This is a genomic window from Sphingomonas sanguinis, from assembly GCF_019297835.1.
GTDB lineage: Bacteria > Pseudomonadota > Alphaproteobacteria > Sphingomonadales > Sphingomonadaceae > Sphingomonas > Sphingomonas sanguinis_D.
The window spans coordinates 1,588,551-1,605,418 of sequence record NZ_CP079203.1; the positions used below are offsets into that span (position 1 = coordinate 1,588,551).

Sequence of the window (16,868 nt, forward strand, 5' to 3'; positions counted from 1 at the left end):
GGTGGCAGGCCGTCAGGCCTGACGGAGGGGGGCTTCCACGCACGGCATCATTGGCGGCACGCCGCCTCCACCACCGCTTCGCGGCGGTCCCCCTCCCCGTACCGGGGAGGATGAGCTGCTCAGGCCGCCTTCCACATCGGCTGCGCCATCGCGGCGGAGTGGTTGCCCACGCGGAAGCGACCGACCTGATCGGCCATCGCGCTCGCCTCGCTCACCATTTCGCGGGCGGCGGCGGAAGCTTGCTCGACCATCGCAGCGTTCTGCTGGGTGACGGAATCGAGGTCGCCGATCGCGATCGTGATCTGCGACGCGCTGCTCGCCTGCTGCTGGGATGCGCTGGCGATGTCGCCGATCAGCGTGGCCATCTCGCTGACCTGTGCCGCGATGCGTTGCAGCGTCGATCCGGCGGCGTCCACTTCCTGCACGCCCGAACGGATCTGCGCGTCGGAGGCACCGATGCGGCTCTTCACGTCCTTGGCGGCATCGGCCGACCGCTGAGCGAGTGCACGAACTTCGCTGGCGACGACCGCAAAGCCCTTGCCCGCGTCACCGGCACGCGCGGCCTCGACCCCGGCGTTGAGCGCCAGCAAATTGGTCTGGAAGGCGATGCCGTCGATGACGCCGATGATCTCGGATATCTCGTTGGAGGTGCGCTCGATCCCGCCCATCGCGTCCATCGCCCGCTGCACCACCACGCCGCTCTGCGCCGCATTTTCCTGTGCGGAGACGGCGACCTGCGCGGCCTTGTTGCCGAACTGCGCGGTTTCCTGAATCGCGCTCGTCACTTGGCGCATCGCGGCGGCGGTTTCCTCCAGCGAGGCGGCCTGATGCTCGGTACGGCGCGACAGGTCGCCGGCCGCCTTGCCGATCTCCAGCGCCGCGCTGTGCACCCGCCGCGACGACGAGTCGATCGACTGGATCGATCCGCCCAGCATCTGCGCCGCCTCGTTGAAGTGAAGGCGCAGCGGTTCGTAATCGTCGCGGAAGGGCTTGGTGATACGGTGCGACAGATCGCCGTTGGAGATGCGCGACAGCCCGTCGCCGAGCTGGTTCACCATGTCCATCGTCTCGCCCATGTCCTGGATCAGCACCAGCACATCCTGCGGCGTCACGACATGCGCAGGGATCAAGGTGACGAGAAGGCGCTCCACCTGCCCATTGGGGGCTTGGTTGAGCCATTCGAACCGGGCAAAGCCATCCCGCAGCGCCTGACCCACGCGCTCACCGATATGCACATCGGTCGGGCGGCCATCCGCCTGACAGGAGGCGGAGAAATCCAACGGGTTGTGGCCCAGCACCTCCGACAGACGGCGATGATAGATCCGCTCGACGGCGGCGTTGCCTGCGATGAACTTGCCGTCGGACAAAAGCAGCATTGCATCGGGCGAATACTGGAACACCGCCAGTGCCAACCGGTCCCCTAGGCTTACATCCTTCTTGCCGAACAACCCCATCGCACCCATCCGTCAATTGCCAGCATCGGTTCGGTCGCCGAACACCGATTCCGCTCATGACCCGCTGGCCTAGCGAATAAGTCTGAAGGATGGGTTAGGGGCGCTTCCATAACGGCATAGCGGAAAAACCATTTGTCCCCCTCGCCCCGCCCGGCCATGACCGGGGCCATGCGTCGCCTGCTCGCCCCGTTTCATCGTCCGGTCCCGGCGCTGCTGGCCCTGCTGGTCGCGGCGCAGGCACTATTCTGCTGGCGGCTGACCGTGCCGCACGCGCTGGTCTTCGACGAAATCCATTACGTCCCCGCCGCCCGCACGCTGATGGCGCTGGAAGGGCCGGTGAATATCGAGCATCCGCTGCTCGGCAAGACATTGATCGCGGCCGGGATGCTGCTGTTCGGGGACGATCCGCTAGGCTGGCGCGCGCTGTCGACGGTGGCGGGGACCGCCACTGTCGGAGGTATCTTCGGCATCGTCTGGCTGATGACCCGGCGGACCCGCGCGGCGGCGATCGGGGCGCTGCTGACCATGTTGAACTTCATGGTGCTGGTGCAGGCGCGGATCGCGATGCTCGACGGGTTCATGGCGGCGTTCGTCGTGCTGGCGGTCGCGGCGATGGGCTGGGCTATGCGTAGCAGCCCAGTGCAGAGCCGCTGGCGGTGGACGATGGGCGCGGTGCTACTGGGGCTGGCGGTCGGAGTGAAATGGGCGGCGGTGCCCTATCTGGGCTATGCCGCGATCGGTTTCGTCCTGATGAAGCGCCAGGACCCGAGCCGCTGGCCGGGCCTGCGCTGGTGGTCGGCTTGGGCGTTGCTCGGGTTGGGCGCGGGGTTGGCCTATGCGGCGACCTTCGCGCCCGCTTTTTTCTACATACGCGAGCCCATGACGCTGGCGGAACTGCTGCCCTTCCAGCTGGAAATGTATGCGCGCCAGACGCAGGTCCTGCCGCCGCATCATTACCAGTCGACCTGGTGGAGCTGGCCCGTGATCGGGCGACCGATCTGGTATTTCTACGAAATGGCCGATGGGGCGCAGCGGGGCATTTTCCTGCTGGGCAATCCGGCGGTGATGTGGGGCGGGCTGGTCGCGGTGACAGCGTGCGCGCTCGGCTGGCTGCGGACGCGCGAGGTGCGGCTGGGGGTCGCGGCGGCGCTGTGGATCGGCGGCTTTGCGGTCTGGGCGATCATCCCCAAGTCGCTGGGCTTTTACTATTATTACATCCTGCCCGCGATCTGGCTGTCGGTGGCGCTGGCGGTGGCGATCGATCGGTGGCGGGCCGCCTTACGCGATTGGGACGAGGCCTATCTGGTCGCGGTCGCGTGCCTGTTCGTCTATTTCTATCCGATCCTGACGGCGGGGGCGCTGGCGGGGCCGAAGTCCTTCGCCCGATATGCGTGGTTTATGGATTGGCGGTGAGGGATTCCCTTGGCCTTGGCCTTGGCCTTCGACTTCGCTCAGGCTGAACGGCGGGTTTGCCCTGATCTCCGTTCAGGCTGAGCGTAGTCGAAGCCCACGCCCTGCCCTCACCCCAAACTCAATACCGCCCCCACACGAACCGCGACGAGAGCGCGTAATTCCACACCGCCCCGATCAGCACGCCGATCAGCGCCGACAGCGCCCACTCGTTCGCGCGCGCATCGTGCAGGAAGGCCGCAACGCCGACATTGGCGATCGCCCCCACCGAGCAGACCAGGCAGAAGGATACCCAGCCGTCGAGCAGCGGCTTGAACCCGCGCAGGCGCCGGTCGCGATAGGTCAGCGCGTTGTTCAGGAAGAAGTTGAACGTCATCGCCGCCGTCACCGCGACGATCTGGCTGGCCAGGAAACTTGCCCCCAGCAGGATGAAGAACAGGCTGAGCACCGCCATATGCACGCCCACGCCCAGCACGCCGATCGCCGAGAACATGGCGAAGCGCACCGGAATGACCTTGCCGAACCGCCGGTCGTACAGCGCGATCAGATATTCCATCGCGACGACATGGTCGAGCTTCGACTCGCCCTCGGTCCGCAGGCGGAAGACATAGGGCATCTCGGCCGCGCGAAGCGGGCGCGGCGAGGCGCTCATGATGTCGAGCAGGATCTTGAAACCGATGCCCGACAGATGCGGCACGGTGTCGCGCGCGACCTGGGTGCGGACCATGAAGAAGCCGCTCATCGGATCGGACAGGTTCACGTTCAGCACCCGCTGCGACAGCTTGGTCGCAAAGGCCGACTTGGCGACGCGGTCGCGGTCCCAGTCACCCGTGCCGCCGCCATCGACGAAGCGCGAGCCGACGACGATGTCGAGGTCCGGCTCCGCCTGCAACCGGTCGAGCATCGCCGGCAGCAGCGTCTCGTCATGCTGAAGGTCGCCGTCGATCACCGCGACCATCGGCGCGCCGGTGGCGCACATCCCCTCGATACAGGCCGAGGACAGGCCGCGCCGCCCGATCCGCTGGATCACGCGAACGCGCGGGTCGACCCGCGCCAGCTCGCGCGCGGCATCCGCCGTGCCGTCGGGGCTGTTGTCGTCGACAAAGATCGCTTCCCAGCGCCGCCCGGCCAACGCCTGGTCCAGCTTGGCGACCAGCACGGGCACATTGGCGCGCTCGTTGAAGGTCGGGATGACGACGGCGAGTTCGAGGAGCGCGCTCACCGGCGTCAGAGCCGCAACACGATGGCGTCGGCCATCGCGCGGGTGGACAGGGTGCCGCCCAGATCGGCCGTGCGCGCGCCTTCGCGGATCGCGCCCGCCACCGCGGCGTCGATGCGGTCGGCCGCCTCGCCCAGCCCCAGCGAGTGGCGCAGCATCATCGCCGACGACAGGATCGCGGCGCACGGATTGGCCTTGCCCTGCCCGGCGATGTCGGGGGCCGAGCCATGGATCGGCTCGTACAGCCCCTTGCCCGTCGCCCCCAAGGCGGCGGAGGGCAGCATCCCGATCGACCCGGCGCACATCGACGCCTGATCCGACAGGATGTCGCCGAACAGATTGCCGGTCAGGATGACGTCGAACTGGCCCGGATCGCGCACCAACTGCATCGCGCAATTGTCGACATACATGTGATCGAGCGCGACGTCCGGATATTCCTGCGCCACTTCGATCACCACGTCGCGCCACAGCTGCGAGGTTTCCAGCACATTGGCCTTGTCCACCGACAACAGGCGGCGGCGGCGGCGCATCGCGGTTTCGAAGCCGACACGGGCGATCCGCGCGACCTCTTCCTCGTCATAGCGCATCAGGTCATGGCCTTCGCGCAGCCCCGCCTCGGTGGTGCCGCGCCCCTTGGCGCCGAAATAGACGTCGCCGGTCAGCTCGCGCACGATCACCATGTCGATGCGCCGCGCGATGTCGGGGCGCAGCGAACTGGCATCCTCCAGCCCCTCGAACAGCCGCGCGGGGCGCAGATTGGCGAACAGGCCGAAGGCCTTGCGCAGGCCCAGGATCGCCTGTTCAGGCCGATGCGCGCGTTCCAGATTGTCGTAGCGCGGATCGCCGACCGCGCCGAACAGCAGCGCGTCGGCGCGGCCCGCGACCTCCAGCGTTTCGGGGGGCAGCGGATGCCCCGCCGCCGCATAGGCCGCGCCGCCGACCTTCGCCTCTTCGAAGGTCAGGCCGAGGTCCAGCGCCTCCAGCACCCGCCGCGCTTCCGCCGTCACTTCCGGTCCGATTCCGTCACCGGCGAGGATCGCGATCAATGCCATGGCTGGCCCCCTGTGTTACCTGTGTTCACAGCCCTTTGCCTTGGGGGTCGGGATCACGCAACCGCCCTTTTGAACCGATCGAACAGCCGCGTCCGGGCGGGGAGCGGGTCGGCACGAAGCCCGGCCAGCACGTCGCGGGCCAGGAAATGCGCGGTGATCCGCCCTGCGGCGAAGATATCCGGCCATTCCGCCGTCCCGCCTTCGCGCAGGAAATCCGGCAAGGCGAACAACCGTGTCTCATAACCGGACGCCGCACCGATCGACACCGCACCGCCGCTGCGAGGGCTGACATAGGACAGATCGGCCTTGGCGCCGGTCACGGTACACTGCTCCAGATCCAGCCCGAAGCCGAGCTGCCCCAGCACCAGTAGCTCATAGCGCACCAACGCCCCCGCCCAGCCCCGCGCAGACGGCGCCGACTCGATCGCGGTCAACACCGCGTCGAGCGCGTCGTAGAGAACCGGATAAGGCTGCTCCTCGGGCAGCGCGGCGGCGGTCAGCGCGCAGAGCCACTCGATCCCTGCGGCGGCCAGCGGCTCGCCGTGCAACCCCGCGCGGCTATGCCCCGGCTCGACGGTCAGCGCGGCAAGCTGCTCGGCCGTCCGCGCCCGCCACTCCCCCCGGATCGCATTGCCCGGCTGCAGCACCGGCCGCAACGCCCGCGACCGCCCACCCCGCACATAACCGGGCTGCACCCCGTCACCGCGGGTCAAAGCCCGCACGATCGCCCCATGCTCGCCATGCGGCCGGACCGACAGGATTATGGCGGGGGCGATCCGGTGCATGGGTGAGGATGTAGGGGGGAATGGGGTGGGATGCTATGATGTTCATCCATCCAAGGGCAAGGCGTTAGACCACGACCACTCGAAGACAAAATGGGTGCATGGCGGGCATAAATTGCTTCGATTTATACCACCATTCCAACTACCTATATAGATCATATACACCGAACAGGATTTAACGCCGAGCGATATACAATAAGTTTAAATCGAGAACTTTCTTATACCAAACCCTAGATGCTCACTTTCCTCGCATCATTATCCAACCAACATTATTGAAAAAATAGGCGAAACCTTTGACCTGATGCCGGTCCAAATTCAATCCAACTGGGAAGCTCAGCCAAGTTTATCTGCAGGCTATTCACGGCATCGACCGGATTGTTGATAACACGTCCGAACACGCCATTTTGGTAGCCCTCACCGTCTATCACCATACGCATTCCATCAAGGACGCCTCGCGGTCCAGTCGACATGCCACGTAATTTTTCCGCTTCCGCTTCAGGCACGATCCCATAGGATGGCGACCATGTGCCAGTCCTTGGCCAAACCTCTAGACAATATCCGTTTGGTCGCTTGTGCAACGCGTGACCGTAAGGTGTTGGTGGGGATTGCGATCCGCGCCTCGCACCTTTAACCGCGTTTACAACCTGTTCCGCCCAATCATTGGTTCTAAGGTTAACATATAATCGGGTTGCAATTGCGGATGGAATAATTTCCCTATCTAGATTTCCCGGAAATAAGCCGATGAGGGGAAACTTTGCCCCTCTGGTACGTAGAGCACGATCTAGCGCATATGCGAGTTCTTCTTGGCATGGTTCACTTTTAAGGCTATTCTCAGTGACGTATATGGCCCATGCGACTACGCCTGGATCTTTAATAGCAACATCAATTTGCTCCCAAAGCCTCCGACCAGCCAAAAGTTCAACGCGATCATATCCGACATCCAGGCCTCTGGCGGAAAGCTCAGCAATAATATGATCTACATCCTCCTCCTCATTGTCCTTCCAAGCATATGTAAGCCAAATTTTTGTCAACTTTACGCCTCCAAATTTTCAACAGCCCCGCTTAAAATATCACAAACTGAAATTTTCACAAACTTTTAACCCTACGTTGCGCAATTTATTATCAGATAACTTTTATTTATTACAACTTCAGGTGAATTTTCTTCACCGGCTATGGTAAAAGTCGTACACCTGCTGCGCGACCGCCTGGCTGACTCCCGGCGCTTTCCGCAAGTCCTCAAGACTGGCGTTGCGCACCGCGCGCCCCGTGCCGAAGTGCATCAACAACGCCTTTTTCCGTGCCGGGCCGATGCCGGGCACTTCGTCGAGCGGGCTGGCCCCCATCGCCTTGGCGCGTTTGTCGCGGTGCGCGCCGATCACGAAGCGGTGGACTTCGTCGCGTAACCGCTGGAGGTAGAAGAGCAGCGGCGCGTTGACAGGCAGCATCCGTTCGCTGCCGTCCATCATGTGGAAGACCTCGCGCCCCTCGCGGCCATGATGCGGGCCCTTGGCGACGCCGACCAGGCAGACATCCTCGATGCCCAGATCTTCCAGCACCGCCTTGGCCGCGTTGAGCTGGCCGCGGCCGCCGTCGATCAGCACCAGGTCGGGCCAGGTCGCATCGTCGCGGTCGGGGTTTTCCTCCAGCTGGCGGGCGAAGCGGCGGCGGAAGACTTCGCGCATCATGCCGAAATCGTCGTTGGTCGCCGCCTCATTCCCCTTGATGTTGAACTTGCGATACTGGCCTTTCTGGAAACCCTCCGGCCCCGCCACGACCATGGCGCCCAGCGCATTGGTGCCCTGGATATGGCTGTTGTCGTAGACCTCGATCCGCTGTGGCGGTTCGGACAGGTCGAAGAAGTCGGCCACTTCGCGCAGCAGCCTGGCCTGGGTGGTCGACTCGGCCAGCCGCCGGTCGAGCGCCTCGACCGCGTTGCGCTTGGCCTGGTCGAGCAGCCGGCGGCGGTCGCCGCGCTGCGGCACGGTGAGTTGTACCTTGTACCCGGCGCGCTCGCCCAGCGCCTCGGTCAGCAATTCACCCTCGGGCAGTTCGCGGTCGAGCAGGATCGTCTTGGCGGGCGGCACTTCCTCGTAGAATTGGGTGAGGAAGCTGGTCAGCACTTCCTCCTCGGGCACGTCATTGGTGTGTGCGGGGAAGAAGCTGCGATGCCCCCAATTCTGGCCGCCGCGGATGAAGAAGGCCTGGATGCCCATCACCCCCTCGCGATTGGCCAGCGCGAAAATGTCGGCGTCGCCCAACCCTTCCGCGTTGATCGCCTGCGTACCCTGGATGAAGGTTAGCGCCTTCAGCCGGTCGCGCAGGATCGCGGCCAGCTCGAAGTCCATCGCCTCGGCCGCCGCCTGCATCTGGGTGCCCAGCTTGGCCTGGACCTGGGTCGACTTGCCGCCCAGGAAGTTCTTGGCGTCGGCGACCAGCTCGGCATAGGCGGCCTCGTCGATCCGGCCGACGCAGGGCGCCGAGCAGCGCTTGATCTGATAGAGCAGGCACGGCCGGTCGCGCCCCTTGAAGAAGCTGTCGGTGCAGGAGCGGAGCAGGAACAGCTTCTGCAGCGCGTTCAGCGTGTTGTTGACGCTGCCCGCGCTGGCGAAGGGGCCGTAATAATTGCCGACCGCACGCCGCGCGCCGCGATGCTTCTGGATGCGCGGGAAGTCATGGTCGTTGCGCAGCAGAATGAAGGGGAAGCTCTTGTCGTCGCGGAGCAGGACGTTGAAGGCGGGGCGATAGCGCTTGATGAGCTGCGCCTCGAGCAGCAGCGCCTCGGCTTCGTTGTTGGTCGTGACGATCGTCATCGACCGGGTCTGTGACACCATGCGTTGCAGGCGCTTGGGTAGGCGGTCGACCTGCGTATAGTTGGCGACGCGGTTCTTCAGCGCGCGGGCCTTGCCGATATACAGCACGTCGCCGCGCGCATCCTGCATCCGGTACACGCCCGGCCGCAGCGGCAGCGTCGCCAGCACGTTGCGGATCGCCGCCACCCCCGCCTTCAGATCGGGCGCATCGGCCCCGCGCAGGGTGAAGGTGGATTTCTCTTCGTTGAAGCGGTCGACGGGAGGCTCGGACATCGGGTGCGATTTAGGAGCGCGGGGGGCGGATCGCTACCCTGTGCGATGGCTTTGGTTCACGCGAAGACGCGAAGACGCGAAGACGCGAAGACGCGAAGGTTTTTTGTTCGCGCAGAGGACACAAAGGCGATTCCTCCCCTGTAAGGGGAGGGGGACCAGCGAAGCTGGTGGAGGGGTGTCCCCGCTGGCCGTGACACCCCTCCGTCAGTCCTGCGGACTGCCACCTCCCCTTCCAGGGGAGGAAAGATATCTCAACCCTGCGCGAAGAGCTTGGTCCCCATTACGCCGATCACGGTCAGGACCATGAAGCCCGCCTGGATCGGCGCGATCTTGTCGCCGAACACGATGGCCCCGCCGATCACGACGCCCACCGCGCCCAAGCCCGTCCACACCGCATAGGCGGTGCCCGCCGGAAGCCCGCGCATCGCCAGCGCCAACAGACCCATGTTCACGAAGCTGAGGATGATCGGCACGCTCGACGCCTGCCAGGTGGCGACGGTCGCGGCCCATTTCAGGCTGAGCGCCCAGCAAATCTCGGTAATTACGGCAATGCCCAGAATGACCCATGCCATCGGAGCGTCTCCTTTGTCACGGGCTCGGGGATATGGGCATCGTCGCCGGAAACCCGAAAGAGACGGCGATGCGGCCCCGTAGTGACGGGGTTATGTGATTTGGGGCTCTGCCCCTCCACCACCGGGCTTTGCCCGGCGCCCCCCCCCCCCAAGCCGAGCTCGGGGAGGAATGGGCTTTCCCCACCCTCCGTTCAGGCTGAGCGAAGTCGAAGCCCACGCCCTGCCCTATCCCCAAGCAGAGGAGAGGGATTCCCTTAGGCTTCGACTTCGCTCAGCCTGAACGGAGGTGGTGGTCTTTTGGCTTTCCAAAACGACCGAACCGCGCCTCGGCTTCCCGAAGCGCGGTCCTGTCTCCGGCCCGAAAGCCGATCAGTTCGGGCGACCGAGCCCCGAAATGGTGCGGTCGATCATCGCGCGATCCGCATCCGCCGAGTGATGCTCGGCGATCAGCAGACCGGCGGCCTTCGCGGCGGCCTCGGCGGCACGGGCGCGGACCTCGGCCAACGCGGCGCGCTCGGCAGCGGCGATCTTGTCCTCGGCCATCTTGGCGCGACGCTCCATCAGCGCCTCGGCATCGGCCTTGGCCTTGCTCAGCAGCTGACCCGCTTCATGCTGGGCCTGGGCACGCATCGCCTCGGCATCGGCATGGGCGGCCTTCGCCTTGGCCTCATATTCGGCCTTGAGCGCTTCGGCTTCCTGACGCAGCTTATTGGCTTCGTCGAGCTGGGCGCGGATACCGGCGATCTTCTGATCGAGCGAACGACCGATCATCGACGGGACCTTCTTCACCAGCATCCCAATCAGCACGACCAGAGCGGCAAGCGCCACCCAGCCGGTCGAATCGAAACCCAGCGCGGTCGGGCTGGCGGCGTGATGCTCGGTCTCGGCGGCTGCGACCGTGTTGCCGGTCAGACCATCGCCCTCGCGGATCGGCTTCTGCGTCATACCTTCGGCCGATGCCGCGTCGGCCAGGTTCTGCGCGACCAGCGCATCGGCATTGGCCGCTGCACCGCTTGCGGAATGATTAGCCATGCGCGCTCACCTTTCGCACCGCGTCGGCCGCCGCATCCTCGCCCACCTGGACGCCGGACAGCTTGGCGACGAGATCGCGCGCGGCCTCGGCCGCCACGGTCTGAAGATTGGCCATCGCCTCGACCTTGGCATTGGCGATCGCCAGGTCATGATGACCCAGACGCTCGGCCAAGTCGGCATCGGCCGCCTTCACCTGCGCCTCGAAAGCGTGGGTGGCCCGCGCCTTGGCAGCGTTGGTTTCGGCCATCGCGGCGACACGGGCGGCGTCCATTTCGGCCCGCCATGCCGCCTCGACCCGGTCGGCCTCGGCACGCGCGGCCTCGGCTGCCGCCAGATCGCCGGCGATACGGCCTTCGCGAGCGTCGACGGTCGCCTGAATCTTGGGCACCATCCCACGACCGACCACGAAATACAGCAGGCCGAAAGTGATCAGGAGCCAGAAGATCTGCGACGCATAGGTCGCACTGATCTGTGCTATCTGGGGCATGGAGTCCTCGTTGCCATATCAACCGGGCGCATCGTCAGCGACACGCCCGGCCGATCCGAATGATTAGGCGACGAACACCAGGATGATCATCGTCACGAAGGCAAGCAGGCCCAGAAGCTCGGCACCGGCGAAACCGATGAAGAGGCGGCCCTGCTGGCTGTCCGCCGCACCCGGATTGCGCAGCGCGCCTTCGAGGAACTTGGCGAACACGTTGCCTACGCCGAGCGAGGCGATGCCCATGCCGATAGCGGCCAGACCGGCACCGATCAGCTTCGCGGCTTCTGCGTCCATTTCAATCACTCCAGTTCAAAAAGGGTCGTTTGGGTATTCAAGTCGGCGGCGCGTCCGCCCGCCCGATCCGGCGTTACCGGATCAGTGCAGGTTGACGGCGTCGTTCAGATAGACCGAGGTCAGCAGCGCGAAGACATAGGCCTGGATCGCGGCGACCAGCAGTTCGAGAAGCGTGATGCCGATCATCAGCAGGAAGCTCGGCAGGGTGATGAGCGCGGCGTAACCGGGACCCATGTTGATGCCGTTGATGACGAAGGCAGCGAGAACCTTCAGCAGGATATGCCCCGCGGTCATCGCGACGAACAGTCGCAGACCCAGCGAGAAGGGGCGCACCAGGAAGCTCATCAACTCGACCACGAAGATCAGCGGAATCATCAGCTTGGGCGTACCGTGCGGCACGAACAGCGCAAAGAAGTGGAAGCCGTGGCGGCCAAAGCCGACGATCAGCACGATCGCGAACGAGATCAGCGCGAGCACGCCGGTCACGGTCACATGGCTGGTCACGGTGAAGGGGTGGACACCAGGCACCACGCCGAAGGGCAGCAGGCCCAGCACGTTGGCGAACAGGATGAACATGAACAGCGAGAAGACGTAAGGCAGGAAGCGCTTGCCCTCCGGCCCGATATTCGACGTCAGCATCGAATTGACGAAGCCGGTGAACCCCTCGACCGCCGCCTGCCAGCGTCCGGGGACCAGATCGCGCTTCATGCCGCCGATCATGAAAACCCACAGCGCGACCAGCGTCGCCACCATCCACAGAGCGGAATTGGTGAAGGAAAGGTCGTAGCCGCCGACCACCCAGTGCTGACCGAGCACCGGCTCGATCAGGAACTGGTGCATCGGATCAATCTTGCCGCCCGATTCTGCCGCCACGCTGCTTCGTTCCCACATATGACGAACGCCCGGTTACTCCGGGCGTTCGCCAGAAATCCGAATGATCTGCCTGAACGCCACGCCGATCCCCAGGAACAGCATCACGATCAGGGCCCAGGGTGCGGTGCCGAACCAGCGGTCGAAGAGCCAGCCGATCAACGCACTGCCGACAAGACTTCCGATCAGCGCGGAGATCACACGGCTGCCCTGGGAATATCCCCTGTCGGCATCCACCTTCACCCCCTGCCGCGCTGCGCCTTCCGCTTTCGCCTTAGCCAGTCGCTGATCCAGCGCGGCCAGACGCGGATCGTCCGCATCGCCAAAGTCCTGTCCGGGTTCCTTCTCCGCCACGCAGCCACCCTCACCTGATTTCGTCACCGAAGGGGAGAATGCGCGCGAACGGCGAGCGACCCCGCCAAGGCGAGGCCCGTTTAGAAAGCCCCTCCCCCCAAGTCAACCGCCTGGGGGTAGGCTTGTGACAGATGTGTTAAGCATTGTTGCCGGGGAGTGACAGGAAACCGGCCCTCCGCCCTCTTTTCTACTCCCCCTCGCCGGGCCTTCTTTCTTCTCCCCTCCCGCAGGCGGGAGGGGGCGGGGGAGGGCTGACGCTGTCCGCGCGCGATGCCGTCGAATGTGGAGGGATCAGGCGCGCCTCACGCCCGCTCGCCCCATCGCCACCGGACTCCCCTCCCCCAACCCCTCCCGCCTGCGGGAGGGGAGTTAGAAGGAATTACACGCAGGCAGGTGCGCGTTCCGGTGCCGCACCGGTGCGCGTCTTCCACACGCCTTCGGGCGTCTTGTATTTCTCACCCGACGCCGTTTGCGCGATCAGGTTGCAGCCGCTGGTGAAGGCCATCTGCTCGACGGTCGCGCCGCTGGCCTGCGCCTTCTGGGTATAGGCGGCCTTGCGCTGGATGTTGATGCTGTTGACCAGCGTGCGCAGGGCGGGCGTCGCCGCGCCGACGATGCCCAGATAGCCGTCGGGCTGTTCGCCCACGAGACCCTCGGCGCGCGCGGCGGCATAGGCCGGATCGCGCTGCGCCATCGCCATGCCCGACACGCCCAGCAGCGCCACCGCGCCGAGCGCCAGGATCACCGTCTTCGTCTTCATCTCAGAATATCCCCGGATTCTGCTGGATCAGCGATTTGGCCTCGCCATCCAGGCGATATACCACTTCCTGCGTCACATTGATGTTCAGATTGATCTCGATCGGCTTTTCCGGCGCGGAGATGTTGACGCATCCTCCGCCGAGCAGGGTCAGCGCGACCGGCATCCATCGTGTCATCATCAAGATCGGCATTCTGTCCTGCATTTTCAATCCTGTTACGGTCATGGCACGGTCTCGCTTGCCGAAGGCTGAATGGGAACGGGAGGGGTCGATGCGGGCGGCGCGGCGCGCTTGTTCTGTTCTTCCAGCAGGGCCGGCAGGTTGCGCTGGATCAGGCGGCGCGGGTCGTAGAAGGACTGCGCCGAATCGAGCAGTCCGCGGAAGGGCGCCTTGATCCGCACGTTGAACACGAAGGGCAGGCTTTGCAGCCGCCGGATGATGAAGTTGGACTTGGCGCCCTTGCCCTGGCTGATCCCGGCGAAGCGCACGTCCGTCACCATCTCGCCCGCCAGCGGCCCGTTCATATCGATGCGGAGCGACCGATAGTTGAGCGAGCGCAGCGCCCCGAACGCCAGGTTGCCCCAGAAGCCGAGGTCTTTCTGGCTGATCTCACCCAGATAGGCGATGCTCCCGCCACCAGGTCGCACGACCAGCCGCCCGCCCTCTATCCGCCCGCCGCGCTCGTCGAAGATCATCGGCAGGGTGCCGTCGAAGATGCCGGTGGCGTTCAGATTCTGGAAGTCGAACTGAAGCAGGAACTGGTCTGCCGCGGCCCCCTCGACATGGAAGGTCATGCGCCGCTCGACCGGCTGCGAGAAGTCGAGCAGCGTCGGGTCGAGGGTCAGCGTACCGCCTGCGAACGGCCAGCGGCCGCTCTCCACCTTCACCCGCGCGCCCGACAGCGTCTGATAGCGGATGACGCCGTTCGTCACCTGGATGCCCGGATTGATCGTCTTGACCGTCGCCACCTGTCCCGGCGCGCTTTCCAGCGCCAGCAGGTCGGTGAAGTCGATCGTGCCCGCTATGCCGCTGACCGGGCCGAGCGCGGCGGCCAGGTCGATACCGTCGGTGCCGAACCGCCCGGTCGAGCGTACGCCACTGGCGTCCCAGGCAATATGGCCGCGTCCGTTGATCGGTCCGCGCACATCCTCGATCACACCCTTCGTCACCGGGGTCAGCAATTCGGGCTGGAAGTCCTTGGTGAAGGTGATGCCGGGGACACTCAGGTCCGCCTCGCCCGCGCCCTTGTCGAGCGCATGGGTGATGGTGACGTCGGCGACCTTCACATTCTTTGTCGGCTCGAACAGCGTACCCTTGGCGTCGATCCGACTACCCGCCAGCGTCAGCGTGACGTCGCGCGCCGCCATCGGCAGGAAGCGCGGCGAATCGGCGCGCGCATCGCGGACCTGAAGCGCGCCGTTCAGCGTCAGCACGCCGCCCGCCAACCGCCAGTCGCCGCCCGCCTCGCCGAGCAGCAGCGGCACCTGCCCCACTTGCCCGGCGCCGCCGGTGAACTGGCCCGCGATCCCTTCCGGCGTGATCCGGCCGTTCAGCTCGGCCGCGTCGATCCGGGTCGGCGATTCGGGGCGGCCGATGCTGGTCTGTACGCCGGTCAGGGTGAAGCTGCGGTCCACCAGCGCGAAGCGGGTGGCCGCCGCCGCCAGGGTCAGCGGGCTGCTGCCGATCTGCCCGACCAGCTTCGTCGGCCCCAGCTGCACACCACCGCTCAGGCGCGTACCGTCCAGCCGAACCAGCGCGCCGTCGAGCGGACAGAGCCGCGTGGCCACCCGCGCCAGCCTCAGGCCCGACAGCGCCAGCCGGTCGATCGCCAGCGGCTGGCACACAGGATTGACCAGCAAGCGCCGCCCGCCATCCCAGCGCGCCGCGATCGGCAGGACCAGCCCGTCGATCCGCCCGCCGCTGATCGGCCCGGACAGCGCGACGCGGGTCGTCACCTGGGTCTCGCCATTGGCGGCGGAGCGGAACATCATCCGGTCGAAGGCCAGGGCCGCCCCGCCTGCCTCGTAACGCGCCAGCTCGGCGGTGCCGCGCATCGGCTGCTTCGGACCATCCTGTTGCAGCGTCGCACGCAGGCTCGGCAGGCCGCCGCCGCCCATCGCGGCCCGCGTATCCACGCGCAGCCCCCGCGCATCATAAGCCAGCCCATAGCTCCCTGCGAAGGCCAGCCGCCCGCCGCTGGCCGACGCGACCGTCAGGCGCGGCACCCGCACCGCAAAGCCGGGGCCGCGCGACCCGCGATCGCTGTCGATCGCCAGCGCCATATCGGCGGCAAAGCGGCGACCGGCCCGCGCTGCCGCCTGCGCCATGGCGCGCAGCACCGGCCCGACCGGTGTGCCCGCCGCCGCCTCGCTCGCCTTCAGCATAGGGGCCAGCGTGGCGGCCGATGCCTGTGCGCCGCTGAGTTGCGCCTGCCCATCGAAACGGGTCGCGGCGCCGACCAGATAGCGGCCCGCGACCATCGCCCGCTCTGCCCGTCCGAAGCGCGCCGCGACGTTGCGCGCCGCGACCTGCATCCGGCCTTGCGTGCCCTTGGCCGTGCCCGAAAAGTCGATCTGTCCGTCGATCGCGGCGGCAGCCATCACCGGATGGCGGATCGCGCCGCTGCCGACCGACGCCCGCCCCTGCCAACGATCGAGCGTCGCGCCGAAGGTCACGTCGACCCGCGCCGCCAGATCGGCGACCGCCACTTCGCCGCAGCGCAGATTGCCCAGCCGCAGCGGCCCGGTCAGCGTCGGCTGTTCGCGCACCACCCGGACACGCAACGGCGCGGCCAGCCCGGTGGCGACGCAATCGCCCATCACCAGCCGGGGCGCCACCGCCGCCAGCCGCCCGGTAAAGCCGTCGCGCAACACCCCCTGCCCCGAGACGCTCAGCCCGATGGGCCCGTGCGGCGTGTCGAGCCGGATGCCGCCATGCTGCACCACCACATCGAGCGCGGGCAGTTGGAACGGCTTGCCCGACGCACCGGACGATCCCATCAGCTTGTCGAGCGTGCCCAGGCTGATCTTTCCATCGATCAGCCGCCCGTGCAGGCGCACGCGTCCGGCGCGCACCCCCGTCACTTCCGGCCCCGACAGGGTCATGCGGGTCCGCGTCTCCAGCCAGTCGGCGACAAGGTCGGGATGGCGCGGATCGCCCATCACCACATTGGTCAGCCGCTGCCGACCGAAACCCAGATCGGAAATCCTGTAGCGCGCAGGCACGCCGCGCTTCGCCAGTTCGCGGTCGAGCACATGCCCGGCGAGCGGCTTGCGCTCGATCCACAGTGCGATCAGCGCGATGAGGATGACGAGCGCGATGGCGATCAGGGTGAATTGCAGGCGGCGGAAACGCCGGCGGGAGCTCGCGACCGGGGTCACGCGCGTCTCGATATCCTCGCTCGCGCCCTCCACCCCGATGCCACTCCCTCACTCTTGACCCACGTCATAGCCGCCGGTTCCCGCGCCACGCAATCGCGCCCAAGCAATCGCGCGAAGCCCGGCG

At 66.0% G+C, this 16,868-nt stretch carries 16 protein-coding genes; 1 reads left to right on the forward strand and 15 read right to left on the reverse strand.

Annotated elements, in window-relative coordinates:
* Positions 1–119 precede the first annotated feature (119 nt).
* Complete coding sequence (locus KV697_RS07275; protein WP_257575688.1) at positions 120–1,376, reverse strand: methyl-accepting chemotaxis protein; 1,257 nt, start codon at positions 1,374–1,376, stop codon at positions 120–122.
* 234 nt (positions 1,377–1,610) lie between these two features.
* Between KV697_RS07275 and KV697_RS07280 the strand changes: the two genes are divergently transcribed.
* Positions 1,611–2,867, forward strand: a complete 1,257-nt coding sequence (locus KV697_RS07280) for a phospholipid carrier-dependent glycosyltransferase (RefSeq protein ID WP_257575690.1) — start codon at positions 1,611–1,613, stop codon at positions 2,865–2,867.
* 118 nt (positions 2,868–2,985) lie between these two features.
* Here KV697_RS07280 and KV697_RS07285 read toward each other — a convergent pair whose 3' ends face one another.
* From KV697_RS07285 to KV697_RS07350, 14 genes are all read right to left on the reverse strand, one after another.
* On the reverse strand, positions 2,986–4,086 hold the full coding sequence (locus KV697_RS07285) for a glycosyltransferase family 2 protein (RefSeq protein ID WP_219020728.1): 1,101 nt from the start codon (positions 4,084–4,086) through the stop codon (positions 2,986–2,988).
* A gap of 5 nt (positions 4,087–4,091) precedes the next feature.
* The gene (gene leuB, locus KV697_RS07290) at positions 4,092–5,135 is read right to left on the reverse strand and encodes a 3-isopropylmalate dehydrogenase (RefSeq protein WP_219020729.1); all 1,044 of its coding nucleotides are present in this window, start codon (positions 5,133–5,135) and stop codon (positions 4,092–4,094) included.
* Positions 5,136–5,188: 53 nt separating this feature from the next.
* Complete coding sequence (gene recO / locus KV697_RS07295; RefSeq protein WP_219020730.1) at positions 5,189–5,920, reverse strand: DNA repair protein RecO; 732 nt, start codon at positions 5,918–5,920, stop codon at positions 5,189–5,191.
* 266 nt (positions 5,921–6,186) lie between these two features.
* Positions 6,187–6,948, reverse strand: coding sequence for a toll/interleukin-1 receptor domain-containing protein (locus tag KV697_RS07300; RefSeq protein ID WP_219020731.1), 762 nt, complete (start codon positions 6,946–6,948; stop codon positions 6,187–6,189).
* Positions 6,949–7,080: 132 nt separating this feature from the next.
* Positions 7,081–9,000 (reverse strand): excinuclease ABC subunit UvrC, encoded by a 1,920-nt coding sequence (uvrC, locus tag KV697_RS07305; RefSeq protein WP_219020732.1) that lies wholly within the window; start codon positions 8,998–9,000, stop codon positions 7,081–7,083.
* 251 nt (positions 9,001–9,251) lie between these two features.
* Entirely contained in the window at positions 9,252–9,572 is a 321-nt protein-coding gene (locus KV697_RS07310; protein WP_042484285.1) for a DMT family transporter, read from the reverse strand.
* A gap of 369 nt (positions 9,573–9,941) precedes the next feature.
* Positions 9,942–10,604, reverse strand: coding sequence for a F0F1 ATP synthase subunit B family protein (locus KV697_RS07315; protein ID WP_219020733.1), 663 nt, complete (start codon positions 10,602–10,604; stop codon positions 9,942–9,944).
* Positions 10,597–11,091, reverse strand: a complete 495-nt coding sequence (locus tag KV697_RS07320; protein ID WP_042484280.1) for a F0F1 ATP synthase subunit B family protein — start codon at positions 11,089–11,091, stop codon at positions 10,597–10,599. The genes KV697_RS07315 and KV697_RS07320 overlap by 8 nt, the downstream gene beginning before the upstream one ends.
* Positions 11,092–11,154: 63 nt before the next feature.
* Entirely contained in the window at positions 11,155–11,382 is a 228-nt protein-coding gene (locus KV697_RS07325; RefSeq protein WP_007406947.1) for a F0F1 ATP synthase subunit C, read from the reverse strand.
* 81 nt (positions 11,383–11,463) lie between these two features.
* Positions 11,464–12,255 (reverse strand): F0F1 ATP synthase subunit A, encoded by a 792-nt coding sequence (locus KV697_RS07330; protein WP_056431901.1) that lies wholly within the window; start codon positions 12,253–12,255, stop codon positions 11,464–11,466.
* Between the two features lie 33 nt (positions 12,256–12,288).
* Positions 12,289–12,606, reverse strand: coding sequence for an AtpZ/AtpI family protein (locus KV697_RS07335; protein WP_175311518.1), 318 nt, complete (start codon positions 12,604–12,606; stop codon positions 12,289–12,291).
* A gap of 379 nt (positions 12,607–12,985) precedes the next feature.
* Entirely contained in the window at positions 12,986–13,366 is a 381-nt protein-coding gene (locus KV697_RS07340; RefSeq protein WP_219020734.1) for a YdbL family protein, read from the reverse strand.
* A gap of 1 nt (position 13,367) precedes the next feature.
* On the reverse strand, positions 13,368–13,556 hold the full coding sequence (locus tag KV697_RS07345; RefSeq protein WP_257575691.1) for a YnbE family lipoprotein: 189 nt from the start codon (positions 13,554–13,556) through the stop codon (positions 13,368–13,370).
* A 29-nt stretch (positions 13,557–13,585) separates the two neighbouring features.
* Positions 13,586–16,744, reverse strand: a complete 3,159-nt coding sequence (locus KV697_RS07350; RefSeq protein ID WP_257575692.1) for a YdbH domain-containing protein — start codon at positions 16,742–16,744, stop codon at positions 13,586–13,588.
* Between the last annotated feature and the right edge of the window lie 124 nt (positions 16,745–16,868).

Excerpts from the sequence above, each read along its gene's own strand:
- recO (WP_219020730.1), bottom strand. The coding sequence starts at position 5,920 with ATGCACCGGATCGCCCCCGCCATAATCCTGTCGGTCCGGCCGCATGGC.
- leuB (WP_219020729.1), bottom strand. The coding sequence starts at position 5,135 with ATGGCATTGATCGCGATCCTCGCCGGTGACGGAATCGGACCGGAAGTG.
- KV697_RS07340 (WP_219020734.1), bottom strand. The coding sequence starts at position 13,366 with ATGAAGACGAAGACGGTGATCCTGGCGCTCGGCGCGGTGGCGCTGCTG.
- uvrC (WP_219020732.1), bottom strand. The coding sequence starts at position 9,000 with ATGTCCGAGCCTCCCGTCGACCGCTTCAACGAAGAGAAATCCACCTTC.
- KV697_RS07315 (WP_219020733.1), bottom strand. The coding sequence starts at position 10,604 with ATGGCTAATCATTCCGCAAGCGGTGCAGCGGCCAATGCCGATGCGCTG.
- KV697_RS07345 (WP_257575691.1), bottom strand. The coding sequence starts at position 13,556 with ATGCCGATCTTGATGATGACACGATGGATGCCGGTCGCGCTGACCCTG.
- KV697_RS07275 (WP_257575688.1), bottom strand. The coding sequence starts at position 1,376 with ATGCTGCTTTTGTCCGACGGCAAGTTCATCGCAGGCAACGCCGCCGTC.
- KV697_RS07280 (WP_257575690.1), top strand. The coding sequence starts at position 1,611 with ATGACCGGGGCCATGCGTCGCCTGCTCGCCCCGTTTCATCGTCCGGTC.
- KV697_RS07325 (WP_007406947.1), bottom strand. The coding sequence starts at position 11,382 with ATGGACGCAGAAGCCGCGAAGCTGATCGGTGCCGGTCTGGCCGCTATC.
- KV697_RS07320 (WP_042484280.1), bottom strand. The coding sequence starts at position 11,091 with ATGCCCCAGATAGCACAGATCAGTGCGACCTATGCGTCGCAGATCTTC.
- KV697_RS07310 (WP_042484285.1), bottom strand. The coding sequence starts at position 9,572 with ATGGCATGGGTCATTCTGGGCATTGCCGTAATTACCGAGATTTGCTGG.